The 25454-nt window shown below is 40.1% G+C and carries 18 protein-coding genes and 1 tRNA gene; 11 read left to right on the forward strand and 8 right to left on the reverse strand.

Annotation, left to right across the window (positions count from 1 at the left end):
* Positions 1–112: 112 nt before the first annotated feature.
* The 3 genes from IPI59_07460 (at position 113) to IPI59_07470 (ending at position 4246) form a co-directional block, all read left to right on the forward strand.
* Positions 113–2032: a glycosyltransferase family 39 protein gene (locus tag IPI59_07460; GenBank protein MBK7527371.1), complete on the forward strand. Its 1920-nt coding sequence runs from the start codon at positions 113–115 to the stop codon at positions 2030–2032.
* A 108-nt stretch (positions 2033–2140) separates the two neighbouring features.
* Positions 2141–3373, forward strand: coding sequence for a serine hydrolase (locus IPI59_07465; GenBank protein ID MBK7527372.1), 1233 nt, complete (start codon positions 2141–2143; stop codon positions 3371–3373).
* A 123-nt stretch (positions 3374–3496) separates the two neighbouring features.
* Entirely contained in the window at positions 3497–4246 is a 750-nt protein-coding gene (locus IPI59_07470; GenBank protein MBK7527373.1) for a menaquinone biosynthesis protein, read from the forward strand.
* A 58-nt stretch (positions 4247–4304) separates the two neighbouring features.
* Here the strand turns inward: IPI59_07470 and IPI59_07475 are convergent, their stop codons facing one another.
* The 6 genes from IPI59_07475 to IPI59_07500 form a co-directional block, all read right to left on the reverse strand.
* Positions 4305–5699 (reverse strand): oligosaccharide flippase family protein, encoded by a 1395-nt coding sequence (locus IPI59_07475; protein ID MBK7527374.1) that lies wholly within the window; start codon positions 5697–5699, stop codon positions 4305–4307.
* Positions 5686–6573, reverse strand: a complete 888-nt coding sequence (locus tag IPI59_07480; GenBank protein MBK7527375.1) for a sulfotransferase — start codon at positions 6571–6573, stop codon at positions 5686–5688. The genes IPI59_07475 and IPI59_07480 overlap by 14 nt, the downstream gene beginning before the upstream one ends.
* A 152-nt stretch (positions 6574–6725) precedes the next feature.
* A complete protein-coding gene (locus IPI59_07485) occupies positions 6726–8939 on the reverse strand; it encodes a RecQ family ATP-dependent DNA helicase (GenBank protein MBK7527376.1) in 2214 nt (737 codons plus the stop codon).
* A 470-nt stretch (positions 8940–9409) separates the two neighbouring features.
* Entirely contained in the window at positions 9410–9952 is a 543-nt protein-coding gene (locus tag IPI59_07490) for a hypothetical protein (protein MBK7527377.1), read from the reverse strand.
* A complete protein-coding gene (locus IPI59_07495) occupies positions 9953–11206 on the reverse strand; it encodes a tetratricopeptide repeat protein (GenBank protein ID MBK7527378.1) in 1254 nt (417 codons plus the stop codon).
* A gap of 194 nt (positions 11207–11400) precedes the next feature.
* Positions 11401–12420, reverse strand: a complete 1020-nt coding sequence (locus IPI59_07500) for a GNAT family N-acetyltransferase (protein MBK7527379.1) — start codon at positions 12418–12420, stop codon at positions 11401–11403.
* A 283-nt stretch (positions 12421–12703) separates the two neighbouring features.
* On the opposite strand from IPI59_07500, the gene IPI59_07505 reads away from it, so the two are divergent.
* From IPI59_07505 to IPI59_07530, 6 genes are all read left to right on the forward strand, one after another.
* The gene (locus tag IPI59_07505) at positions 12704–13387 is read left to right on the forward strand and encodes a rhodanese-like domain-containing protein (GenBank protein MBK7527380.1); all 684 of its coding nucleotides are present in this window, start codon (positions 12704–12706) and stop codon (positions 13385–13387) included.
* Positions 13388–13577: 190 nt separating this feature from the next.
* Positions 13578–14597, forward strand: coding sequence for a homocysteine S-methyltransferase family protein (locus IPI59_07510; GenBank protein MBK7527381.1), 1020 nt, complete (start codon positions 13578–13580; stop codon positions 14595–14597).
* Between the two features lie 137 nt (positions 14598–14734).
* Positions 14735–14806 (forward strand) — tRNA-Arg (locus IPI59_07515).
* Between the two features lie 30 nt (positions 14807–14836).
* Complete coding sequence (locus tag IPI59_07520) at positions 14837–16342, forward strand: oligosaccharide flippase family protein (GenBank protein ID MBK7527382.1); 1506 nt, start codon at positions 14837–14839, stop codon at positions 16340–16342.
* Positions 16343–16579: 237 nt separating this feature from the next.
* Positions 16580–17539 (forward strand): transketolase family protein, encoded by a 960-nt coding sequence (locus tag IPI59_07525; protein ID MBK7527383.1) that lies wholly within the window; start codon positions 16580–16582, stop codon positions 17537–17539.
* A gap of 98 nt (positions 17540–17637) precedes the next feature.
* Positions 17638–17859, forward strand: a complete 222-nt coding sequence (locus tag IPI59_07530) for a hypothetical protein (protein MBK7527384.1) — start codon at positions 17638–17640, stop codon at positions 17857–17859.
* Between the two features lie 59 nt (positions 17860–17918).
* Here the strand turns inward: IPI59_07530 and IPI59_07535 are convergent, their stop codons facing one another.
* Entirely contained in the window at positions 17919–21206 is a 3288-nt protein-coding gene (locus IPI59_07535) for a CHAT domain-containing protein (protein ID MBK7527385.1), read from the reverse strand.
* 378 nt (positions 21207–21584) lie between these two features.
* On the opposite strand from IPI59_07535, the gene IPI59_07540 reads away from it, so the two are divergent.
* Positions 21585–21995 (forward strand): DUF4920 domain-containing protein, encoded by a 411-nt coding sequence (locus IPI59_07540; protein MBK7527386.1) that lies wholly within the window; start codon positions 21585–21587, stop codon positions 21993–21995.
* A gap of 168 nt (positions 21996–22163) precedes the next feature.
* A complete protein-coding gene (ligA, locus tag IPI59_07545) occupies positions 22164–24302 on the forward strand; it encodes an NAD-dependent DNA ligase LigA (GenBank protein MBK7527387.1) in 2139 nt (712 codons plus the stop codon).
* A gap of 41 nt (positions 24303–24343) precedes the next feature.
* Here ligA and IPI59_07550 read toward each other — a convergent pair whose 3' ends face one another.
* Positions 24344–25336 (reverse strand): hypothetical protein, encoded by a 993-nt coding sequence (locus IPI59_07550; GenBank protein ID MBK7527388.1) that lies wholly within the window; start codon positions 25334–25336, stop codon positions 24344–24346.
* Positions 25337–25454: the final 118 nt, after the last annotated feature.

The raw sequence follows: 25454 nt of genomic DNA on the forward strand, positions 1-25454 counted from the left end.
ATGGTAAAAAAAACGCCCTTAATAATAAACTCCTTAGTTTAGCCTAAACAAAGTATTTTTGTGCCGTTTATTGCGAAGGTAAGAACAAGCAATAATTTAAGCTATACAAGTTATGTCTTTTAATTTCCTTAATCAACGACAAGCGCTGTTTAGCGTTTTAGCTCTTATTGCCATTGTTTTTATTTGCGCTGCTATTTATTTTGACCGATGGCGGCTAAACATGCTACAACCCAGTGATGCGTTGGGTTACTATGTTTATTTACCCGCGTATTTTATCCATAACGATTTAAACAATTTAAAACAAACGCACCACGCAGGGTTAAGTCGTATTGATGGTTACCAAGCACACCCTAATTTACATACCAACGAGCCAATTGATTATGGGAATACCACGTACATAAACGGCAATCAGGTAATACAATATACGATGGGGGTTGCAATGCTAAACTTGCCATTTTTTGCAGTTGGCCACGCTATTGCTCATTTGGGCGGGTTTACTGCCGACGGGTTTTCAGCGCCATACTTACTGGCCATGTATTTGGCTAATATTTTTTATATTTTATTGGGTTTGTGGGCTTTGTTTTGGGTGCTAAAACCGCTTGTTGGGCATAATATTGCTTTATGGAGCATACTTAGCATAGCGTTTGTTACTAATTTGTTTTACTTTGCTACCTACAATGCCGCTATGGCACATGGTTATTTGTTTACCCTTTGGGCGTGGCTGCTTTACGCAACACCAAGGCTTTACCAAAGTTTTTCGTATAAATATGCAGTTTTAGTGGGGGTATGTGTAGGTTTTATTGCATTAATTAGGCCAACAGAGGCGGTGGCTATTTTTGTACCTGTATTATATGGTGTTACAAATTGGCAATCGCTTAAAAATAGGTTTATTTGGGCGCTGCAAAATTGGAGCTTGGTTGTTTTAGCCATATTTGTTGCTTTTATAGTGTGGACTCCGCAGTTATGCCTATGGAAAGCCTATACCGGAAAATGGCTTTTTTATAGCTATGGGCAACAGGGTTTTAACTTTTTAAAACCACAAATATTGAATGGCCTTTTTGCTTTTGGCAACGGATGGTTAGTATATACTCCCATTTTTTTAATTGCTGCTTGGGGTGCCTGGTATATGTATAGGCAAAAGAATGGTTTTTTAGGGCCTTTATTAGTTATTTTTCCGATAACGGTTTACGCAAATTATAGTTGGTGGTGCTGGCAATACATAAACGGTTTTGGCTCGCGCCCAATGATAGATATTTACGCCCTTTTAGCCATTCCCTTAGCTTTAACCTTACAAAAAGGCATAAAATTACCCTTTTGGCGTTGGCCCTTACTTGCTTTTTGGGTGCTTTGCTTATGGCTAAACTTGTTTACCACCTACCAGTTTTATTTAGACCTTCAATTTACCGAAGCCTCCAATCCGGCATTTTTTTGGGCATCGTTGGGCAAAACAAAACTAAGCAATAACGACTTAATTGCCTTCGATACAGGCCGTTTTCAGCCCGACTCTACCCAACTGAAATTTGTAAAAAACATAGCCACTGTTGATTTTGAAACACCCGATGTTCCACCCGCTATTACCGACACAGTAAAAGCAATATCCGGAGAAAAATTTGCCGTTCTAAGCCCACAAACGCCTTTTTCAAAAGGTATTGCCGATACCTTAAAAAATTTGCTCGATATAAACTCAATTGCAGGTAATGACAACAAACAAACTTATTACGTTAAAATTAACTGTCAGGTTTATTTGCCTCAAAAAGAGCATAGTATATACAAAATGAGTATGGTCGTTTTTGAATTACTGCGCAATCAAAAAAATATAGTTTGGCAAGGCATTAGGCTGCAAAACAAAATAAGCAATACGCGGCAGGTATTTTATAACCCCGGCAAAACCGGCCTATGGCAAAATGTTCAATTTTATGTTAAATTGCCAGTATTACAACCAACCGATGAACTAAAACTTTACGGTTGGAATATTGGCGGCGGCCTTGTTTTTATTGACGACCTTCGATTAAGCCTTTGGCAAAAACAATAACTGCGTAAAATATGTTTATTTAGGCATTAAATTTGTGCTAATCTGAACAATAAATACAACAGGAGGCGATTTTTTCAGTTTGACGATGCCCTCCTTCTATTATTATTCATGGCAGGTTTTGTTTGTGCTCCATTTTATTTTATCCGGATGAAAATTAAAGGCTTACTACAACGGTTTATATTATCCGGAGGGTTTAATATTATGCTGCTTTTATCCGGATGGTTTACCTTAAACCCCCAGTCGTTAAAAGCACAATCTTCAGAAGTGCTAAAACCCCTTATTGACCGCATTGTAACCGACTACTGCAAAGACAAATACACCCAGGCAATAGCTGTTGGCATTATTGACGACACCTGCCATTATCAATATTTTTACGGTCAAATTTTACCCACACACCATACACCTGCCAATGGTAATACCGTGTTTCATATAGGCTCGCTAAGCAAAATAATTACCACCGCCTTGTTGGCGCAATTAGAGGCCGCCGGCGTACTACAAAAAACCGATACGATTACCCAATACCTACCCGACTCGGTTGCTGCCAACCCCGCCTTGAAAAATATTACCCTACTACAATTAGCTACGCACACATCGGGGCTACCCAAAGAGCCGGGCAATATTGCACAAACACTTACCAACCCAAATAACGCCTACGAAAACTATACCCTAACCGACTTATATGCTTATTTAAAAACCTATACCCCCTCAAAAAACACTGCTAACGACAATAAATGGTACAAAAATAAACGGAGAAAAAACCAACCTGCAAACCAATTCAAGTACTCACATTTAGGCATTGGCTTGTTGGGGCAACTACTGCAAAATGCCACAGGGCAAACTTACAACGAACTGCTAAAACAATACTTACTGCAACCTTTTGCCATGCAATTTACCTTTGTAAACCCCAACCTTAACCTTGAGCAAACAGGGCAGTTAGCACCCGGATTTTCGTTTACAGGCAAACAACAACCACCTTTTTTTTACGGTACGGTGGTAGGTGCCGAGGCCGCACGCTCGTGCCTTAACGACCTTATGCAGTTTATACAAGCCTATATGCCGGCAAGCAATAATAATAGCCACGTTAATAAGGCATTGCAAACTACCCTAAAACCACACTACCTAACAGCAATGCCACATGTTTGGGTAGCCGAGGGATGGTATGTTTTAGACGACGGACGAAAAACCACACCGCCTATTATTACCCATAGTGGACGCACTGCTGGTTATAGCAATTATATCGCATTTATTCCCGACCGCAAAATTGGTGTAATTGTGTTAAGCAATACGGCTACCCGAATGGATGAGTTGGGAATTAATATTTTAGAGCTTATGAGCCGTTAAGATACTTTTGTTAAGCTTTAATATCTTAAACCTGCTGGCAAATAAATTTAAGGAGTATGGTTTCGCACTTTATAAAGTAGCAACCTCATAACCTTTAAAAATTACTCGTATTTTTGTGCCATCATGATTAGTGTTTCGGCGGTATCGTACCTAAATACCAAGCCCTTTTTGCTGGGTATTGAGCGGGCAGGCATTGCCCATTTATTTAATATAACACTCGAAATACCTTCAAAAACAGCCGAGCGGCTTTGTAATAACGAGGTTGATTTAGCTTTAGTACCCGCCGGCATTTTACCGCAGTTAAACAACCCGCATATAGTAACTAATTATTGCCTTGGCGCATCCGGACCTGTAAAAACAGTGTGTTTATACAGCTATTGCCCGTTACCACAAATTAAAACAATACTGCTCGATTATCATTCGGCGACATCGGTGCGATTAGTTCAAATACTGATGCGAAAATATTGGCAATTTTATCCGGAATTTTTACCGGCTCAACCCGGATTTGAATCAGAGATTAAAGGCGATACCGCCGGGGTAATTATTGGCGACCGTGCAATTGGTCTCGATGCGGTTTATCCTTTTGTTTATGATTTGGCTACAGCATGGCAGCAGTTTACAAATTTACCCTTTGTATTTGCTGTTTGGGCAAGTTTAAAGCCATTGCCTAAGCACATTGAGCAAGCATTAAACAAAGCTTTTGCTTTGGGCTTAACTTTAATTCCGGAAGTAGCCGAGCAATTTAACACAATTTACCCTCTGAACTTCGACATAAAAACTTATTTGCAACAAAATATATCGTACGCTTTTGATGCGCCAAAACAAGAAGCTTTAAAATTATTTTTACAATGGGTTAAGGAGCTAAAAATTTAACACTACAAACTAAAACATCCGGAGGGTAATCTATTGCTTCTTTTAACTTTTCCTTAATTTAGTTCAGCTCGGTTTTAACTAACCAATAGTTGCGCAATACATACGGAATATAGGCCAAAACTACGGCCAAGGCAACACCAATACCTTGCCAATACCAAGCACCCAAAGTGCCAAACAGGGCTAATAATGCCAACGATGCCAACATATTATACGACCGTTGTGTAGCTTTCCCTCTGTAATCTAAAATACCATTAAGCACGACTGCAAATGAGGCAGCCAAGACATATAAAACCAAAATTCGCAATACCCACACGCCTTGCCCTATATTGCTTAACGGGTACAAATAGCTCATTATAAAAGGTGCAAACAACCAAACAATTACCGTAATAAAACCAAATAAGAAGGCGTTAATTAAACATAAACGCAAAAATACTTTTTTTAACCACCATTTTGGCTGCGCAGCATTAATGCTTCCAAACAAAGGCAAACTTCCCATAGCTAAGGCTTGGCTTATTTGTGGCAACGGCATAAGCAAAAGTTTAGCCGCATTGTATTGGCCAACTATATCGGGCGGATGAAAAAAACCAAGTAAAATAATATCGGCTTCGGTAAACAATAAAAAACCAACACTAATTATAAAAAGCGGCAAACTATAGTTGTGTAATTTCTTTTCTAGCGCTTTAAACTCATTACGTGTATCGTTTGTATTGCGCTTCTGGGGCAGATGGTTGGTAAAAAAGCACATCCGGAGCCAAAAAAATACACTTGTTATTGCTGCCAAACCCACTGCTATAGCAAAAGCCCAAAGTAATGCAACCAAATAAGTATCGGGGGGGGTATTGTTTAAAGCCCACCACGCCAAAGCCCATTTCGCCCCAAACTCAATACTTGTAATAATAAAGACACCAAACAATTTATGCAAGGCTGCCAAAATATTTTTTGCCCACTCTAACACCCCGCCAAAAAATAATATTACTGCTGCCGGCGCTGCTAACTGTTGCCAATCGTATTGACTATTTTTATAATTTAAAAACCCCAAGCCCCACATTATCAGCAGTAATAAAACTGTGCTAACTGCACTAAATTTTAATCTTATTTGCAACGATGCCAATAAGGTATTTTTAAGTTGTTCTGTTTGAGTTTTTGCGTTCAATCCGGCAATAAAATGCTGGGTAGCCAAATTAATTCCTCCATACGATAAACACAATGCAACAGTAATCCATGACCATAACCAACTCCATAAACCAAAACCATTTGGAAGCAAGTAGGCAGCAATACTTAAATTGGCAGCATAAAACCCCAAAAAGGCTGCACCTTTGGCTGCAAAACTCCAAGCGGTTTGCAGGGCAACAATCTTTTTGGTATTATTTTTTTTATGCAGTTGTTGTTGTTCTTCTTCTTGGTTATTATTTGTATTGGCAGCGGTAGTGTTGTCGGTATTATTTTTGCTCATGTTTTTTCCATGCTGACAGGTCTCTGCCGGTTATTTGTTCTAACTGAGCTATGTCATGCGCATAGTATTGATAAAGGGCAGCGGCGGTTTGCGGCAAAGGCGCAGTTTGGCCTTTTTTTTGGGTGCTAATATTTTTTTTGGCTATTAGTTCGGCCAAGCGCACAATGCCTGTTTTGTGCAATAACGGCAATATTTTTTGCAGCCCATTTTTATGGATAAACGCTTGCGAGCCAGCTACAAACCTATTAACAAATGCAAATTTAGAGCTGCCGGTAATATTTGATTGCTTTGTGAGGTCGTTTGGGTAGTAATACGATAAGCCTAAATGAGCCAAAGTGGCATCCCATACTTTTTCCGGATGGCTGCGCACGTCGTCATACCATAAAATAAGTATTTGCCGGGGCTCAAAAAATTGATACCAGTCGTTTAAATAGTCGGCATATTTTGAGGTATAGAATAATTCAGGGTGGTTTTCAAGGGCATGTTCAAAAGAAGGGCTGGTAAGAACGCCGTATTGTAAATAATATTTATACAGCGAAAACTCGCGCGAGACGGGTTCGCGCAGCATAATAATTAGTTTAGCATCCGGATTATATTGGTGTATGGCTTGTGGCACACCGGGCTGATGCAGGTACATAACCGAAAACTCGCCACATAATTGGTCCGGAAGTGCAGGTTTAAAAAATTCCTCGTACCAGTTTACAGGGTTTAACCTTCTATGATTGGCCACTTTGGGCGACCAAGGCATAAACGGATTAAAATAATGAACTTCTTTTATTTTGGGAATAAAAACTGCCGGATGTTTGCGCAAATTATCGGCCAGCCAAGTGGTGCCAGCTTTGGCAGCACCCAACCCAACAAACTGAACAGGCATGCGTGAGGCGTTGGTTTATTTTTATTAGATAGCGTTTTTAGAAGATCAAACTGATATTTGAAGTCAGTTTTTCATCTATCCGGAAAGAATAGGCGATAGATACTTTTAACCTAAACTTAGAGTATAAGTTGCCAATTTTATATTTATAGTTTTTAATGTCCTACTTCCGATAAAAATCGAATACGCATTAACCTCAATTCCTCTTCGTTATATGTTCCATCCAATTCTTTGTAAATGGCATTAATATCATCAGTTTGGGCTTCCATAAAACAGTCAAATATTTCATCTTGTTGTTCTTCGTCTAAAAACGTATCTATGTAATATTTAATATTTAGCTTTGTTCCTTGGTCTAATATTTTTTCAATTTCGTCTAATAGTTCTAAAAATTTCAAATCAACGTGATTGGCAATGGTGTCAAGCGAGGCTTTTCGGTCTATTTTATCAATGATATACAATTTGTCCTTTGATTTTGTTGCAACAGATTTAACAACTAATTCGGTAATGCGTTCAACATCGTTTTCTTCGGCATATTTGGCAATGGCGGCAAGAAATTCTTTTCCATAGCGGTCGGCTTTTCCGGGGCTTACGCCATATATCTTTTCAAGTTCGGGTTTAGTAATGGGGTAATAAGTAGCCATTTCTTTCAACGACCGGTCTTGAAAAACGGTATAAGGTGGAACGCTATTTAATTTAGCTACTTTATGGCGTAGGTCTTCAAGCATTCGCAGCAAAGTAGGGTCTAAGGCGCTGCCTTTACTAGCCTCGGCATCGGGGTTGCCTCCTCCAGAGGGGCTGTCGAGGTTATGGTAGCCATAGTTAAGCGGAATTTGGATAGAGGAGGGGTTTTCAATATAGTTAATTCCGGCTTCAAGCAGTTTTATTTGGCCGTATTCTTCAATGTCTTTCCGGATGTATTGGCTTAGCAGAGCGTGGGTAAAAATGGTGTACCAAAAGTTTTTATCTTTATCAGTTCCTTTGCCAAACTGGGGCAATTTTTCGTGTTTATAGCTTAGAATATCCTGGGTTTTGTTGCCTATTAAAAAGTCTAAAACATATTTTATTTTAAAGGAGTGCTCCATTGCTTGCAGCCCTTTTAAAAACAGGTGCATATACTCTTTGACCTCTTGTGTAGGGCGCGGGTGTAAGCAATTATCGCAGCAGCCGCAGTTTTTTTGTTCGTAAACTTCGCCAAAATAGTGCAACAGAAAACGACGTTTACAGCTTCCGGTTTCGCTATACGAGGTAACTTCGGCAATATGTAAGGAGTTAATTTCGCGTTCGGCAAACGATTTGTCGCGCATAAACTTCTCTAAGCGCAGCATATCGGCGTGGTTAAAAAAGCCCACACAACGACCTTCAAGGCCGTCGCGGCCTGCACGGCCTGTTTCCTGGTAATAGTTTTCAAGGCTTTTGGGCATATCAAAATGGATTACAAAGCGCACATCGGGTTTATCAATACCCATACCAAAAGCGATGGTAGCCACTATTACCTGAACGTCTTCCGATAAAAACGCATCTTGCCGTTCTGAGCGGGTAACAGCATCTAAACCAGCATGGTAAGCAAAGGCTTTAATATTGTTTGCTTCTAATCGCTCGGCAATTTCTTCGGTGCTTGAGCGGTTGAGGCAGTAAATAATGCCCGATTTTCGGGGGTTATGATGTACAAATTGTACTATTTGTTTGATAACATCTTCGCGCTCGCCTTTGGGGCGCACCTCGTAATATAAGTTTGGGCGGTTAAACGACGAAATAAAAATATTGGGTTCGCGCAGGCGAAGGTTTTTAATAATATCTGTTTGAACTTTGGGTGTTGCGGTAGCTGTAAGTGCCATTAAAGGCAGTTGAGGGCTAATTTGGTCCACCATTTCCCTTATCCGGCGGTATTCGGGCCTAAAGTCGTGGCCCCATTCCGAGATACAGTGTGCTTCGTCAACGGCAACAAACGAGGGATTTAGGAGTCGTAAAAACTCAATAGTTTCGGGTTTGGTTAGGGTTTCGGGGGCAACGTACAACATTTTGGTGCCACCGCTTAACAAATCGTTTTTAACTTGCTTAATTTGTGCGCGTTTTAACGATGAGTTTAAAAAGTGGGCTATGTCGTCTGTTGAGCTAAAGCCGCGCATCATGTCCACTTGATTTTTCATCAGGGCAATTAGCGGCGATATAATAATGGCCATACCATCGAGCAGTAGCGCGGGCAATTGGTAACACAATGATTTTCCGGCACCCGTTGGCATGATAACCAAGGTATCTTGCCCGGCTAAAATACTTTTTATAATTTTTTCTTGTTCTCCTTTAAAGCTATCAAAGCCAAAATAGGCCGATAAAGCTTGCTGCAATCGGTTGTTTGCGGTTGTTGCCACCATAGTTTAATGGATAAATAGCGTGCGTACAGTAGTATTTTATACGTTCGTAAATGGGGTTTATGAAAGCGTATTAGTTTTTGTTTGGGTGTGCGAAGATACAATTTTTAATTGACTTACAATAGATTTAGAAGAATTTTTTTAATTTTCATCCGGATATTTTTACAATATTTTGAACAAATATTTTTGAATTCCATACCCCACCATCTTTAAAGCTAAAAATAGCTCACTTTAATTAAATTACACAGCTAAATTTGGAGAATATGCTAAAAATAAGGTATAGCAGCGTTTCCTACTTTTATCTTTAGTGAACGAAAAAACAAGAACAGCATAATGCTACGAAATATCTCTACGAAGCAGGGGCAGAAAACAAACTCTTGCAGCGTCAGCAGTTTTGTTTTGCGGTAGGTTTTGTGCGTGTTGGGGCAACTGATTTGCCAGAATTGAAGCTATTAAAAACAAAATACTGATTGCTATTCGTACAGTTTTTTGTCGGCAATTTTTTGGTCAATTTTGCTGTTGTTGCTACCTTTCTCTTTAGCTTTTTGCCAGTAGGTTAAAGCGTTATTTACTTCGTTTAGTTTAAACAACACATCGCCATAATGTTCTAAAATAGTGGCATTAGTTTTAGCGGTTTCGTTGGCAAGGGCTTTGTCGAGCCATTTTTTTGCGTCTGTAAATTTGCCTTGCTTATACAGTACCCAAGCGTAGGTGTCTTGGTACGATGGTTGGTTAGGTACTAATTCGTTGGCTTTGGCAGCCATTTGGGCGGCCTTGTCTAAGGTTTCGCTACGCAACGACAAGAAATAGCTAAAATTATTAAGGGTATTGGCTTGGTTAGGGTCTATCGAAAGGGCTTTTTCAAAATTTTCGTTCGATTTTTCGCTGTTTTGTAAATAATGGTAGGCCTCGCCCATTAACGAGTAAAGCCGAATAGACATGTCTTTATCGGCAGCGCTCATTAACGCACCTTGTTTTAGCGATTTAATAGATTTTTCGTAATTTTTTAATCGCATTTACGCTAATCCTTTGTAAAAATAGGGTTGCACCTGATTGGGAAAAACCTCTATCATTTTTTGGCTGGTTTCAACCAATCCGGGATAATCTTCTATTTCAAATTGAATTTCAAGCACATGAATCCACGCGGCGGGTTGGTTGCTGTCTAAATCAAGTGCTTTTTGATAATAATTTAATGCTTTTTTTGTATCGCCATAAACGTATGCCAACTCGCCATTAATGGCAAATGCCAACGCCGATTGCGAGTGCGCTTTAAGCAGTCGCTCGGCCAAAGCGCTTATTTTTTTTTGTTGTATATCGGGGGTGTTTGATGCTTGAATATGTGCTACCAATATACCCGCTTTGGCATCTAAGCTAACTGCGGGGTCGGCGAAGGCCGGTTCAAGTTCGGCAATATATTTGTCGAAATCGCCTTTGCGCAGGTAAAATTGTGCCATTACCAACCTGCTTTGGGGGTCGGTGGGGGCATTTTTAGCCATTAGGGTATAGGTTTCTTCTACTTTTTTGGCGTTTCCCTGAGTTTCGTAAATATCGGCCAATAGTTTATAATTGGTGGCATCGGCAGGATTAAAGGCAATTAGTTTATCTAATTCGGTAATTGCTTTTTCAAATCTTTTGAGGTGTCGGTATAGTTTGGCTTTTTCGAGGGCAATTTCGGGCATAAACCCCATTTTGTTTTCTAAAGCGTCGTAAGTTGTAAGGGCTGCATCAAAATTACCCGCCTGAAGGTACATATACGCCAAGTCGAAATAGTAATCATAACCATCCGGATTTTTAGTAATCAGGCGTTTATACACTTCGGCAGCATCATTAAATTTACCGCCAAGTGCTAAAACCTCAGCATATAAATATTGATACCATTTATTGTCGGGTGCCAAATTTGCGGCATCTTTGGCAAAGGCAAGGGCTTGGTCGCTATTATTGCCTTCGTAATATAGCCGTGCCAATTCGTACATGGCTACATCGTTTGTAGGGTCAATTTTTAAACATTCTTTGTAAGCGTCTATTGCGCCGGTAAAATTGTCTTTAGTTTTGGCCAAGATGCCGTCAAACAGTAATTTTTCAATTTTTTCGTGATTGGGGTTGTTTGTTTCTGCTTTTGTAGAGGTGGTAGTTTTATCTTTATTTTTACCTTTATCTTTCTTTTTCGATTGGGCAAAAGCGGTATCAGATTGTGCCATTAACAGCAAAATAGTAGCTGCAAGGAAGGCTATGTATTTTAGCCCCAAGGAAAGTTTATTAAAAAATGACATGCTAAAAATTAAAATCAAGAATTATTTTTTTATCCGGAGAGCAAATTGAATAGTTTTATTTATATCCGGATGTAAAATTACTGCAATTAAAACAAATTTGTTGGTTAAATAATGTGAAATCCTTCAATTAGCATCTTGCCACAAAATAACAAAACAAACAAAGTTTTGTTGCGTTAAAAGTTACCGCAACGGGGTTAAATATCTTTTTCATAGACTTCGTATTTTTTATACGGGATGCCATTTAGTACATTTTCGGCGGCGCGCATCATGGGTAAATTATCTTCTAAAATCCAACTTGCTTCGGCGTAATCAATGCCCATTTTTCGGGCTCTAAGTATCAACTCGTGGTACAAAACGCTATCAATACCGCGCCCTTGGTATTGCGGTAGCAGGCCAAGCACCATTACCCTTGCCCAGTTAATGCGTTTTTTTTGGGTAAACAATTTAAAAAAGTTAAATGGAAATAAATTGCCCTTAAAACTTTTAAAAATCAAATTATAGTCGGGTATAGCCAAGGCAAAACCTATTGGTTGCCCGTCAATTTCGGCAAAAAGCACTAAGTCGTCGGCAATTAGCATTTTTAAGTCTTTGGCCATAGCGTCTAATTCGGGGTCGGTAAAAGGTATAAAGCCCCAATTATGCTCCCATGCGTTGTTGTATATATGTTTAAAAATTTTTAACTCATCGGCCAAATGTCGCATATTTATTTTACGAACTGTTACTTTTGAGCGTTGTTGGGCAATGGCAGCTACACGCACAAATTTTTCGTTGGACAGCAATGTTTTTTGGTCGAGTTTAAAGGCCACTAACCCTTTAGCCCTTTCAAAACCGTAGTTTAAAATTAGGTCGCGGTAATAAGGTGGGTTATAGGTCATCATCAAGCGGGGTGGGTCGTCAAAACCCTCGGTAAGCAGGCCATACTCGTGGTTGCTCGATGGGCTGGCCGGCCCTTGTACCCGGTTTAAGCCACGCGGTTTAAGCCATTGGGCAGCGGCCTCGAATAATGCGTTGGCAGTAGTTTGGTTGTTTTCGCACTCAAAAAAACCCCAGAAGCCCATATTGGCATTGGCATGAATTTGATTAAATAATTTATTGTCAATGGCGGCAATACGGCCTACAATTTTGTTGTTTTGGTTATAGGCCATAAACATTTGAAGGTCGGCGTTTTGGTAAAATGGTTCTTGTTTGGGGTCTAAGCGTTTGGCAATATCCATATTGAGTGGGGCAACCCAGTTTGGATCGTTAGCATAAATATCGAACGCCATTTTAATGAACTGCTTTACCTGCTGCTTGGTTTCAACGGGTTTAACAGTTGCAGTGTTGCTGTTGTTAGTATTCATTTATGTAATTGTTTGCACGGGAGTTAGTTTTTAAATAATGGCGGCAAATTTAGCATTAATTGATTAATTAACTATAACGACATCTTTTTAGCAGATAAATTGTCAGATGGTTGTTTTTTTATAATTTTTTGCCTTGTTTTGCGTAACGCTACCTTGCTTGAACTTATTTTATCAAGTCGAACAAAAATACAATTACTTTGTTAAACCACTCAACCTTTACCCTACTCAAAAAAACTTCCGGATGCTTTTAAATTTGTGCTCAAAACCCTCGCTCGGCCTACCATTATATAGCGGTGTTTTTTTTGCTTTATTATTATTGATATTTGGCTGCACCAAAGCCTGTGGACAACAAACCATAGCCGGGCAAGCAAGTTATAATGCCATGCTGACAGCATTATATAAAAATACAGTGCCTACAATTAGTACGCAACAATTAGCAACTACGCAACAACAGCAAACGGAAAGTTCATCTTGTTTTTTATTGCTCGATACCCGCGAAATTACCGAGTACAACGTTAGTCACCTACCCAACGCTATATTTGCCGGATACAACAACGATTTTGAAACTTATGCTTCTTTATTAGCCAGTACCCCTAAAAACCAAACTATAATTCTTTACTGCTCCATAGGTTACCGCAGCGAGCGCATTGGCGAAAAACTGCTGCAAAATGGCTTTACCAATGTCTATAATCTTTGGGGCGGACTTTTTGCCTGGGCTAACGAGCAACGTCCGTTAGTACAAGCATCCGGAAAAAAAACAAACCAAGTACACCCATACTCAAATCAATGGGGCATATGGCTATACGGTGAAGACATCCTTAAAACATATCAACCTCAGTAAATAAATTATTGCCAAGCGCTATTTGTTTCTTATGACCGTTCGGAAACAGTCTAAAGAAAAAATCCGGATAAAGTTGTTTTTACCACTAACAAACTTACCAAAACCTCAATGCAGTTTGCGTACAAATAAAATTCGACGTAATTTGCACCTTATTTTTTAATTTTGAATAAAAAAACCAAGTACACTCACCATGCAAACCTTGTTACAAAAAGCACTTAACGAGCGCATTTTAATTATTGATGGAGCTATGGGCAGCCTCATTCAAGGCTACGGACTAACCGAAGCAGACTTTAGAGGCTCGTTATTAACCAACCATGCCAAGCCGTTAAAGGGAAACAACGATTTATTGTGCTTAACTCGCCCCGATATTATAACAGAAATTCATACCCAGTATTTAAGCGCCGGCGCCGATATTATTGAAACAAATACGTTTAATGCTACTGCTATATCGCAAGCCGACTATAATACGCAACACCTTGTTTATGATATTAATTTTGCCGCTGCACAGGCTGCACAACAAGCTGTTGCAAATTGGCGCTCGCAAACGGGTAGCCATCAGCCCAAGTGGGTAGCTGGTGCCATGGGGCCAACCAACCAAACCCTTTCTTTATCGCCAGATGTGAACAGGCCGGCCTATCGCGCAACTACTTTCGATGCCATTAAAACTGCCTACTACGAGCAGGCGCGTGGCCTTATGGAAGGCGGTGCCGACATTTTATTGGTAGAAACTGTTTTTGACACGCTAAACTGTAAAGCAGCCTTATACGCCATATTAGATTTATTTGAAAATACCGGAAAAACCCTGCCCCTAATGGTATCGGTAACCATTACCGACCAAAGTGGACGTACTTTAAGCGGGCAAACCGTTGAGGCTTTTTATGCCTCGGTAAGCCATGCCCCTTTACTAAGTATTGGCTTAAACTGCGCCCTTGGTGCCCACGAAATGCGCCCTTATTTATTAAGTCTTAGCCATATTGCCCCTTGCTATATTAGCTGCTACCCCAATGCCGGCTTGCCCAACGCCTTTGGTGGCTACGACGAAACTCCCGAACAAATGTGCCATGTATTGGCCAACTACGCACAACAAGGCCTGCTAAATATTGTTGGCGGATGCTGCGGCACTACGCCACAACACATCCAGCACATAGCCCAGCACATGCAAAATATACCTCCCCGCAAACTGCCCTTGCAAAACCTTATAGCAACCTAAAAAACAACACTTTGGGTTTATAAATGCTATTTGGCTTCAATTCATTTCATTTACTAAACAGTTTGCCTTACCTTTGTGCCTAATAATTTACCCAACGCTATTTACCCTTCAATTAAAATTTTGATTGAAATTAGCTTGCCCTCATAGTTCAAGGGATAGAACGGAAGTTTCCTAAACTTTAAATCCAGGTTCGAATCCTGGTGGGGGTACTTAGTTTTAAAGGCATTTTTGTTTTTGTAATGCCAACAAAGCCCAATAACAACAAAACCAACAAACCAAGTTTACTAAGCAGCGCAGGCTTACTAATTGCGCTTAATTTAGTGGTAAAACCCATTTGGATTTTTGGTATAGACCGAACAGTTCAACTTACAGCCGGCCAACAAGTTTACGGCCAATACTTTAAACTGTTTACCTACGCATTATTGCCGGCTACCTTACTCGATGTAGGCATTAACAACTACCTTAGCCGATATTTGGCACAAAACCCACAGCATTTTCAGCAAACTTTTGCCCCTGTTGTGCTATTGCGCCTTTTGTTGGCAGCCTTTTATATGATAATATGTTTTGTCATGCTTTTTGCGCAAAACAATATTAACCCAACCTATATAAGTTTATTAAGCTGGTTTGCCATAGGTCAAATTTTTTTGGGATTTTTGCAATTTATACGAGCCAATTTGCAAGGCTTGCATATTTTTACCCCCGACAGCATTATTTCGGTAATTGACAGATTACTGATGATTGCCGGCGGTGGTATTTTGCTGTGGATGGCTTCAAAAAACCAACAACCATTTAATATGGTATGGTATGCCTCGTTACAAACATTATGTTACGGCATTAGTTTTATAGTAGCCATAACTATTTTGCACCGTTACACAAAGCCTTGGGCTTGGTCAAATTTTAGGTGGCGGCAAAACTGGTCGTCTATTGGTTTTATGCTGCGCAATACCTGGCCTTTTGCCTTGTTGGGCCTGCTTATGACGGTTTTTACCCGCGGCGATGTGGCCTTACTTAGCATATTGTTGCCAACCGAAAAAGCAAACGCCGAAGTCGATGTATATGCGCTGGCATGGCGTATGCTCGATGCGTTAAATATTATTGGCGTGTTAATGGCAACTGTACTAATGCCCGGATTTTCGCGGATGTTGGCCCGCAACCAGCCTGTAAATAATATTGTAGGCATTGCAGGGAGGTGGTTATTAGTGTTTGCCGCCTGTGCATCGGTAGCGGCATGGCTGGGTCAATTAGTATGGATGCGTGAAAACACCTATGCCGCCCAAGTATTTGCCATTTTAATGTTGGCGTTTATAGCCATGGTACTTGTTCATATTTATGGGTCTTTAGCAAGTGCAACAGGCAAAATTGGAGCTTTAAACTGGTTGGCATCCGGATGTTTTTTGTTTAACTTTTTGCTCAATACATGGCTAATTCCGCAATATTACGCCTTAGCAGCAGCCTGTATTGCCTTGTTAACGCAGTTATTTATGCTGATAGGCTGTTTATGGCTGGCAAAAAAATATGCAAAACTAATTTGGTCGGCAAAACGTTTAGCCCAAAGTTTAGTTTTTTTAGCTGGATGCAGTACTGCTTACATCTTAACAAACAAACTACTGCCAACCATCCATTTGTTTGGGCAAATTGGTTTAGCTTGCTTAAGCTGTTTTGGCTGGGCGTTGTTAATTGGTTTTATAAGCTTTGCCGATTTAAAATTTGCACTTAAATGGAAGGCCGAAAGTCCGGAAGCATAAACACCACTTAAACCCGAAGTTTAAATTATTTATAAATACAATAAACTTAGATTTCGCCATGATAACAGATGTAAGCATTATTTACTGCTCATCCCATAAAAACCCAAATAGGAATTGTATCTTTGTAGCTTAAATTTAGGTTTGTTTGCAAAGTAATTTAAAACTGGCAACCAAAACAAATTTTTAAACATAAAAAGGGCATTACCCCTTAATTTTGCTTATATTTTACAATTAAAGATGACAACAAATTACCCAATACTTGGCGAAAACGATACCCGCAGTGGGTTTGGCGACGGTCTTTTAGAGCTTGGCCACGAAAACCAAAATGTTGTTGCACTTTGTGCCGACCTTACCGAATCGTTAAAAATGACCAAATTTCAGGCTGCATACCCCGATAGATTTTACAATACCGGAGTAGCCGAAGCCAATATGATAGGCATTGCCGCCGGTTTAACCATTGGCGGAAAAATTCCATTCACAGGAACGTTTGCCAATTTTAGCACAGGCCGCGTTTATGACCAGTTGCGGCAATCGGTGGCCTACTCCGGAAAAAATGTAAAAGTATGCGCCTCACATGCAGGTATTACCTTGGGTGAAGATGGTGCTACGCATCAAATTTTAGAAGATATTGGCCTAATGAAAATGCTGCCCGGTTTTACCGTTATTGTGCCTTGCGATTATAACCAAACTAAAATTGCCACCAAAGCCATTGCCCAACACGAAGGCCCTGTTTACCTGCGTTTTGGCCGCCCTAAAGTACCCATTTTTACCCCCGCCAACCAAGTTTTTGAAATAGGCAAAGCCCAAATTTTAACATCCGGAACCGATGTAACTATTATTGCCTGCGGTCATTTAGTTTGGCAAGCGCTTGAGGCTGGCCGATTTTTAGCCGAGCAAGGTATTAGCGCAGAAATAATAAACATGCACACCATTAAACCCTTAGATAAAGTAGCCATTTTACAATCGGCGGCTAAAACCAAATGCGTCGTTACCGCCGAAGAACACCAGCAAAATGGCGGCTTAGGCGATAGCGTAGCCCAAACTTTAGCCCTTCATCAACCAACACCTATGGAAATGATAGCCGTAAATGACAAATTTGGCGAAAGTGGTAAACCCAATGATTTAATGATAAAATATGGCCTTACTGCCGCTAATATTATAGAAGCTGTAAAAAAAGTACGGCAAAGAATAAGTTAGCGACCTTGCCTTTATACATCAATGCTGCCAATTAAAAAATAAAAAACACGCAAGCAAATTTACAATATTATAATGTAAACTTTAAAGTCGAAAAGAAAATGAAAGCAAAATTAGCCAACCTTGCGCAAACAGAGCTTGACAAATACGAGCGCAGCTTAAAAGTATATAGAGACCTAAAAAGCGTTATAGAAACCGCGTTTGACGAAGGAAAAATTGAAGGAAAAATTGAAGCAGCTAAACAAGCAAAAATAATGGGTTTATCAATTCCGGATATTTCTAAACTTACCGGACTCAGTGAAGACGACATCAGCAAACTTTAAAAAGCAATAATAATTTGCCCACTGAACGCAAAACCCAGTCGCAGCTTAAATTTGGCTTATTATTTGCGCATCCAAACAGGAAAGTCGTTAGCTGTAACCAAAAATTGTGGGCTCCCCGCCAAGACTGGCAATTTAGCTAACTCGGTATTAATGGCGTTTATATTGGGCAATTTTGGCTCGGTGCTTACCAATATAAGTTCAAACTGTTGAGCAAATTTACGAACCACCTCATACACAGTTTGTTCAGTTTCGATTTTAGGATTTAAGCTAATAAGATGTTGAATAATTTGATGTCGGGAATTAAAAAATCCTTGCTCCCCTTTTAAGCAATACAGGGTTGTATCGTCAGTAAAGGGTATCATTTGCATATTATACCACTCGCCCTCAAAGTGAGGCGATGTTTTTTCATCCCATTTCTTATAAATTAAGTATGAAGAAGTCTGTCCTGGCATTAAATAGGCATAAAACCGAAGTGGCTTGGTAAACGTAGGCTCAAACAAAGAGCGCACATAGGGCATACGGTCGGTGGTAATGAGAGGGCAATTGCACTCGGTAAAAGTGGCTATGGCAACTGGTTCAGAAAAGGGTTTGGGTAAGGTCGCGTTTTCAATAATGGCAATTTCGTTGTATTCGAGCAGTTTTTGAATAGACATGTATTCCATTTTAAGACCTGTAAATACGCTGGCTAATAATCCGGATTTTACAATGTCTGCTAAAGGGTCTTGCAAGGCTTCGGCTCTAAAATAGTAACCTTGAAAATCGAATAGTTTTTTTTGTTCGTTGGCCAATAAGTCAGAAATTTTAGCTAGCAGCATTTTTTCGTAAAAGCGTACCGCCTCACGCATTTCATTGAGCGTGGGTAAGCTATCGGTTAATATATTTACTTGGCCAAAAATTTCAGGTATAGCGGTGGTAATTTGGGTATCGCTTTCGTTGGTATAATGATATAAAAATGCTCCTTTATGTAAAATGGTAATACCGTTGTTTGCTGTAAATTTTTGGCTCCAATAAGCTGACCGGTTGCGGCCTATCTCACTTTTTTCGTCTAAATATACAATTAAGGCCAACATGCCGTCAAAATTGGGTTGACGCAGTCGTGCTGAAATTAGCTGAAACTGGGCAGTATTTGCACGCATATTAGGGCTTAGTTGGCGCTGCATTTCAGGTTCGGTAAATTGATATGGCGATTTAAGCGAAATATATTTCCGGTTTTTATATTGTAAAACAATTTCCACCTCTATATTCCGGGCATAATTTTGTATTTGGGCAACCATCCAATCGAAAGTAAATTGAGATTTCAGGCTTTTTTTCAGGAAGAAAATAATACGTGTTCCTTCTTTTATATGTTGCGTTTCGTCAAAAAAATAGAAATTAATTTCCGGATCGCTGTAAGCTCTGAATTTTAAGGCTTGATAATCTTTCCGGAATGTTTCAACTTCAAAAGAATCGGCGATCAAAAAATACGAAAAAACGCCCATTCCAATTTGAGCAATTGCACGTTTGGTTCTCATTTGTGTAATTTCGTCGGTAAATACTTTACCGCGCAAGCGTGCAAATTTTGCTTCTATAATGTCTAAATTCATACCCAACCCGTTGTCCTCTAAAATCAAGGTGTCATCGGTAAGGGTTATAAAAATGCGTGGCATGTAATTTGACTGGGCTTTTTGTTTTTCGCGGCAAGTGTCTATACTATTTTGCAATGCCTCAAACAAGCCTGTAATTTCTTTGCCTTGGTTAGTTTCATTTACAAAAGCATTAAAGATACGCCTTCTATCAAAGCTAAGTCCTATGGGGCGTGCCGGAATATTAAGTGCTTTTAGCTCGTTAACTATTGCCTTTAGCGGAAACTCGCGGCCTGCTAAATCGTATTCTTCTTTTATTCCTTGTTCAATATGGATTTTAATATCCGAGGTTCGTTGTTGCAGGGCGTTGTAAATATTTTGTTCGTCGCAGTCTAATCGTATGGTTAAAATACCGCGGTCGTTGTTGGTTAATAGTCGGGTTTTATTTAGTTGTGTCCATTGTTCGCGACTTTGGCTTACGTGCGGCAATTGCTCGTTTGGCAACAAGTTTTCAGGTTCTATTGTTTCAAGGTCTAAGTGCGCCGAAATTCGAAATATGCTGGCCGTAAGCATCATTGAAAGCTTTGCCTCGTCAAAAAACAGGCTTGTTTTATAGTCGTTTGGCGGCAAAACGGGCAGGGCAACACTGCGAACTAAAGCGGCAACTGCTTTAACATAATCTTTTTCTAAGTATAATTTAGACCAGTTATTTTCTATGAAGTCGGCGCTTACCAAGGCAAAATGGCGGTCAATATCGGCAATAAGTGCCTCGTTTTGCCATAGACAGCAGGTTAGTAAGGCGGCAGAGGCCGCATAACAATATAGTTCCTCTTTTTTTATCTTTTTAATATCTTTTTTTAATATCCGGTTTAGCCAATAGCGCAAATTATCGCTGTAGTTGCGGGTATGGCCACTGTATTTGTTAATGACCGCTGTATATTCGGTAATCTGTTGCTCGGCAAATTTTTGCAAATTTAATAAACTGGCATAAAGCGTAGGATCGTCTTTTTTCAATTTTTCTTCCAATCCGGTAAATTTGGCATCACTAACGTTAAACTTAAATACCTGTGCTGGTATTACTACTTTTGGCGTTGCCCTTAGTTGCCATGTTTTTAGCTGGTTGGCATAGTCGGGGTGTATAAATATTTCCCAAGGAAATCTGTTCGTATCGGGTGGGTTAATTAGCCGCGATGCCCGTGCTTGGTACATAGCGGCGGTGCTGGCAAATCGGGCATCAGTTTGTATGCCGGCAGCCGCTTCGGTAAAAGCATCTGAAATGGTACGCCCCCGTTCAATTGCCTGATAAAAATAAATAGCAAATTGACGTGCTACTTCGTCGTTTATTGATTCGTTGGTGTAAATTACTGCCGGAATACCTTTGTCGCTAAGGTTTCGGGCTAAGTTTTGTGTTGAACAGCCATTTAAAAAAACCAGTAACAATTTTTTTTGATTGCCCAAAAAATCTGCTAATCCGGAAACAATTGCCAACCTGTTGCCTTCATCGCCATCCTCTAATTCTAATCCGGAAGAAGAAGCATGACCTGCATAGTGGAAAAAGCTAACTTCGTTTTGCTGAAACACCCGCCTAATATCATCTAAAGTAGCATCGGGTTCAATATTAAGTTTTAATAAGCCATCTTCTTCGGCCTCTAATAAAATATTGCCTAATGCGCGACGTTCTTGTTTTAAATTGCGTAAGTAGCCAAAATCGTTGCTCGAAGGCGTATTGGCATAGCCCATTAACAAGGTAGGCAAAACAGGTAAAACTAAAGTTTTGTTAGGCATATGTTAAAGGCAGTACAAATTTATATATGTAAATAAAGCCGTAAAGATACAAAATAGGATTAAAAAAAGCTTAGGTGAATAATTAAGTGATTACATTTCAGGTTTGCCAATTTTTGTAGCTGTTTGTCATGCACCTTCATAAAAAAAACGTAATTTTGCACTTCAATTTTCTTAATTTTTTTACCTAATACCATGAAACAAAATTTTTTCTTTTTTATGCTTTTTATGGCAGTATTTGCCTTCGCAGCACTTCAAACAGCCTGTGGTGGGGGCGGGCAAAAAGGCCAACATGAACACGCAGATGGGCACGACCATAGCCACGACGGACATGACCACGAAGGACACGACCATGACCATGGCGATGCTAGCGAAGCTAAAATGAATGCCGACGGCAGCCCTACCAATTTTGGTGCTAAAATAGACGAAACCGGGGCGGTAAGTTTAGCCCAGGCGTTTGATGCGCTTAAAAAATCGGGCAAAGGAGAAATAAACATAAAAACAACAGGCGAAGTTACCGAAGTATGCCAAAAAAAGGGCTGTTGGATGAACTTAAAAACTGCAGACGGTGGCGATATGCGTGTCCATTTTAAAGATTATGGCTTTTTTATGCCCAAAGATATTCAAGGCCGCACAGCTGTTATTAATGGTATTGCCAGATTTGATACTACTTCGGTAGCCGATTTACAACACTACGCTGAAGATGCCGGAAAATCGGCAGAGGAAATTGCCAAAATTACCGAACCCGAAATTGAAATTAGTTTTGAAGCCGACGGAGTTATTGTGAAGTAATAAAAACGTATAGCTCAGTCTAAAAATTTGACCATAAAGTACAAATTGCCAGATTAAACTATACCATAATGTAAATACGCCCTGCCAATGAATTTTCAAAATGGTAGGGCGTATTTTATGCTTAAAATACAGTTTCCACATTTTAGCTGCACCAACAATTAACAAGTTATGCATTATACTGCGTCTCAAATTGCCAGCCTCGACAAGCTAACCAAGCAACTATTGGCTTATCAGGCCTTAATGGATGTACCCGAAAGTGAAACTCAAAATTTGGCCAACCAACTGCGGCAGGTAATTAATTACCATGACTGGCGCTATTATGTACTGGCCGACTCCAATATTCCAGACACTAACTACGATTATTTGTTCGATGCTCTTAAAGCCCTCGAAAGCCAATATCCGGAGACAAAAACCCCCGACTCTCCTACCCAACGGGTAGCCCACGGCGTTGTTGACGAGTTTACCACCGTAGCCCATCTAACGCCAATGCTATCGTTAGACAAAGCATATACCGAACAAAATATTACTGATTGGGTTGCTACAGTTCAAAAATTGATTGAAGGCGCTGTGCCTTCATTTATGATTGAACCTAAACTCGATGGCTCAAGTATTGCTTTGGTGTACGAAAACGACTTGTTAATACGCGGCGCAACCCGCGGAGACGGCGAACGTGGCGACGACATAACCCATAATCTTAAAACATTGCCAACAATACCCCTGCGCGCAAATTTCTCGAAATATGGTATTGCCAAAGCCGAAGTGCGCGGCGAAGTACTCATTAGTAAACACAGTTTTGAACAAATAAACTTACAGCGAAAAGAACGCGGCGAATCGGAGTTGGCCAACCCGCGCAACTCGGCAGCAGGGGCATTGCGCCAAAAAGACAGCAGTAAAATGGCCGAGCGCCAACTCGAAGCCTTTATTTATCAAATAAGTGCCGCTTATGATGCTGATGGCAATAATTTATTAGCCAAACAAATTGTTTCGCACAGCCAGTGCATAGAAATTTTATCCCAAATTGGTTTTCGTATAACTAAATCCGTCAATGGTGTAGCCAACAATAAAATTTACACCCAAATTGACGATGCTATAACTGATTGTATCGCCTTTAAGAATGCCCGCAACCTATACCCCTACGAAATTGATGGCGTGGTAGTTAAACTTAACGACTTGCGCCAACAAGACCAATGCGGCAGTACCTCGCACCACCCACGCTGGGCAATTGCCTATAAATTTGATTCGCGGCAGGCTGCTACAACCCTCGAAAGTGTTGATTTTCAGGTAGGACGCACGGGGGCTGTTACCCCAGTGGCAAGACTTAAAACCGTTAATTTGGCAGGGGCTAATATTACCAACGTATCGCTGCACAACCAAGATTTTATTACCGAAAAAGATATACGAATTGGCGATACGGTATTAGTAGAGCGTAGCGGCGATGTTATACCTTATATTGTAAAAGTTTTAACCGAAAACCGAACCGGACAGGAACAAGCCATTGTTTTTCCGGATATTTGCCCCTCATGCGGTACTCACTTGGTACGTCCCCAAGATGAAGCAATTTGGCGCTGCATAAACAGTGAGTGCCCCGCCCAGGTTGAAGAAAAAATTATCCATTTTGTATCAAAAGATGCTATGGACATACGTGGCTTGGGGCGCGAAATTATCATCCGGATGATGCGCGAAGGATTTATAAGCCAAATTCCGGATATATATAGGCTGCCTTACGAAAAAATTGCAATCTTAGAAGGTTTTGGCGAAAAATCAGTTGCTAATTTACAAGCTAATATCGAAGCCTCTAAAAATCAATCACTTAGCAGGTTAATAATTGGTTTAGGTATCAGAGAGGTTGGTGCTACCAAAGCTATTACCTTAGCTAATGCCGCTAAAAGTATAGCCCAAATTGCCAAATTTACAACAGAACAACTGCTTGGGCTAACCGATTTTGGCCCTCGTATTGTTGAAAATGTGCACAACTTTTTTGCCAATGCCCACAATCTACACTTAATTGCTGAATTAGAAAGTTTGGGTGTTAATACCCTTCAACGAGCCGAAGATGCCCCCCAACAAAGCAGCGATAAATTAACAGGATTAAACTTTTTATTCACAGGCTCACTGCCAACCCTTACCCGCAGCCAGGCCGAAGCCTTAGTAACCGAAAACGGTGGTAGCGTTTTGGGTAGCGTTAGTAAAAAATTAAATTATTTGGTAGTTGGCAGCGATGCCGGCTCGAAATTAGAAAAAGCCCAAAAAATTTCAACCATAAAAATTATATCCGAGGCCGAGTTTATGCACCTGCTTCAAAATTAGTTTTTCAATTTAACCATGGAAGCATGATTGGCAATTAAGCGCTAAAACGGCAAAAAACTAACATATTGGTAATAAAATAAAACCGCCAATATTAATACATTCAACGATTCACTGTACCACAAATTAGATGTCTCGGTGTATAAATAGGCTAAAAACAACGAGAAAGGCACTAAAAACAAACTTGCCGGATGCCAAGCTGCATCGGGCAACACTAAAAAAGCGTACAGCGCAAACGAAACGGCATATAAAATTACATTAAAATACCGCCTTGTTTGAACGGGCATTTTTAAAAATTCGGTACGCAGCAAAGCAATGGTCCAAAGGGTTAAAACTGTTAATAAGCCCAGTTTTATCCAAACCTCGTTTTGAGAAGATAGTGATGGCACAGGACTTGTAGCAATAAGCTCACCACCATAATGAGATAAAAGCAAGTGTAGCGAGTCGGTAGCAAAATACCAGGTAGCAACCCAAAAATGGGGTATCAACAACCCAAAAAGAGCTACCATCCAAACACGCCAAGTAAACGTGCGCACTATAGTTAGGGCTACAAATACAAACAGTGCAAGGGGCAAAGCAGGTGCATAAATTAAAATACCCAATCCAACGGCAAAACCAACGTCAAAGGCGGGTGCTAATAAATGTGTTTGTAAATTGCCAAAGATCAAAAAAAGTAGCCATATAACCACAAAAACCATAAAATATGCCGGCGATAAAAACATATAAGTATTTATTAGTCCGGTTAAAACCAAATAACAAAAGGCTGGCAATATGGAAGTCTTCTTATATAAATTAAACCGGTTGCCCAAAATTTGAATAAGCCATGCCTGTAAACACAAGCCCAATACATATAAAACCCACAAACCGTGCATCGGGTAATTTTGAAGCGCCTGCACCACTAACCGGCCTAAAGGGGCGGCACCTTCAGCGGGTATTGCCGTTGGCGGAATAACCCATAAATTTAGGTTTAATAATACGGCCAATATCAGCAGCGATAAAAACTGAAGCGATGTGGTAGTTTTAAAAAAATAAATCACAGGAAATTAACTTTCGTTACCAACAACAAATTTGGGCCGAGCAAGGCAGTTTAGCGAAGTACAGCCTTAGGGTTAAAAGCAAATAAAAAACAGTCGGCCAAAAATATTGCCGTACAAA

It is taken from the genome of Sphingobacteriales bacterium (assembly GCA_016706405.1).
Lineage (GTDB): Bacteria > Bacteroidota > Bacteroidia > Chitinophagales > UBA2359 > BJ6.

Excerpts from the sequence above, each read along its gene's own strand:
- ligA (MBK7527387.1), top strand. The coding sequence starts at position 22,164 with ATGCATTATACTGCGTCTCAAATTGCCAGCCTCGACAAGCTAACCAAG.
- IPI59_07460 (MBK7527371.1), top strand. The coding sequence starts at position 113 with ATGTCTTTTAATTTCCTTAATCAACGACAAGCGCTGTTTAGCGTTTTA.
- IPI59_07465 (MBK7527372.1), top strand. The coding sequence starts at position 2,141 with ATGGCAGGTTTTGTTTGTGCTCCATTTTATTTTATCCGGATGAAAATT.
- IPI59_07470 (MBK7527373.1), top strand. The coding sequence starts at position 3,497 with ATGATTAGTGTTTCGGCGGTATCGTACCTAAATACCAAGCCCTTTTTG.
- IPI59_07495 (MBK7527378.1), bottom strand. The coding sequence starts at position 11,206 with ATGTCATTTTTTAATAAACTTTCCTTGGGGCTAAAATACATAGCCTTC.
- IPI59_07480 (MBK7527375.1), bottom strand. The coding sequence starts at position 6,573 with ATGCCTGTTCAGTTTGTTGGGTTGGGTGCTGCCAAAGCTGGCACCACT.
- IPI59_07485 (MBK7527376.1), bottom strand. The coding sequence starts at position 8,939 with ATGGTGGCAACAACCGCAAACAACCGATTGCAGCAAGCTTTATCGGCC.
- IPI59_07530 (MBK7527384.1), top strand. The coding sequence starts at position 17,638 with ATGAAAGCAAAATTAGCCAACCTTGCGCAAACAGAGCTTGACAAATAC.
- IPI59_07500 (MBK7527379.1), bottom strand. The coding sequence starts at position 12,420 with ATGGATATTGCCAAACGCTTAGACCCCAAACAAGAACCATTTTACCAA.
- IPI59_07525 (MBK7527383.1), top strand. The coding sequence starts at position 16,580 with ATGACAACAAATTACCCAATACTTGGCGAAAACGATACCCGCAGTGGG.
- IPI59_07520 (MBK7527382.1), top strand. The coding sequence starts at position 14,837 with ATGCCAACAAAGCCCAATAACAACAAAACCAACAAACCAAGTTTACTA.
- IPI59_07475 (MBK7527374.1), bottom strand. The coding sequence starts at position 5,699 with ATGAGCAAAAATAATACCGACAACACTACCGCTGCCAATACAAATAAT.
- IPI59_07540 (MBK7527386.1), top strand. The coding sequence starts at position 21,585 with ATGAATGCCGACGGCAGCCCTACCAATTTTGGTGCTAAAATAGACGAA.
- IPI59_07510 (MBK7527381.1), top strand. The coding sequence starts at position 13,578 with ATGCAAACCTTGTTACAAAAAGCACTTAACGAGCGCATTTTAATTATT.
- IPI59_07490 (MBK7527377.1), bottom strand. The coding sequence starts at position 9,952 with ATGCGATTAAAAAATTACGAAAAATCTATTAAATCGCTAAAACAAGGT.
- IPI59_07535 (MBK7527385.1), bottom strand. The coding sequence starts at position 21,206 with ATGCCTAACAAAACTTTAGTTTTACCTGTTTTGCCTACCTTGTTAATG.